At 63.6% G+C, this 269-nt stretch carries 1 pseudogene; it reads right to left on the reverse strand.

Annotation, left to right across the window (positions count from 1 at the left end):
- A pseudogene (locus tag B7449_RS17895) lies at positions 1-239 on the reverse strand (MFS transporter); the annotation flags it as partial.
- Positions 240-269 lie beyond the last annotated feature (30 nt).

Genomic DNA, 269 nt, shown 5'->3' on the forward strand with positions numbered 1-269 from the left:
CCGGTGGCGTCACTGATGCGGGGCGTTCCGAAAGCGGCCACGGCCGATCCCACGCCCATACTGGCGGCATAGACGCTCATGGCCGCAGGCGCGCGAGAGGCAAACTCACCCTTGATGAACCCCGACAGCAATGGCCGGATGATCGCGTCGCCTACGCCCACCCCGACGGCCGTGAAAAGCAGCAGTCCATAGCTGCCACCATCGAGGCGAAGGAGCAGGACGATCGTCAGAAGCGCCAATGCCATTATCATGGAGCGTTTCAGGCCAAG

The sequence above is a fragment of the Komagataeibacter intermedius TF2 genome, assembly GCF_000964425.1.
In the GTDB taxonomy this organism is placed as follows: Bacteria; Pseudomonadota; Alphaproteobacteria; order Acetobacterales; family Acetobacteraceae; genus Komagataeibacter; species Komagataeibacter intermedius.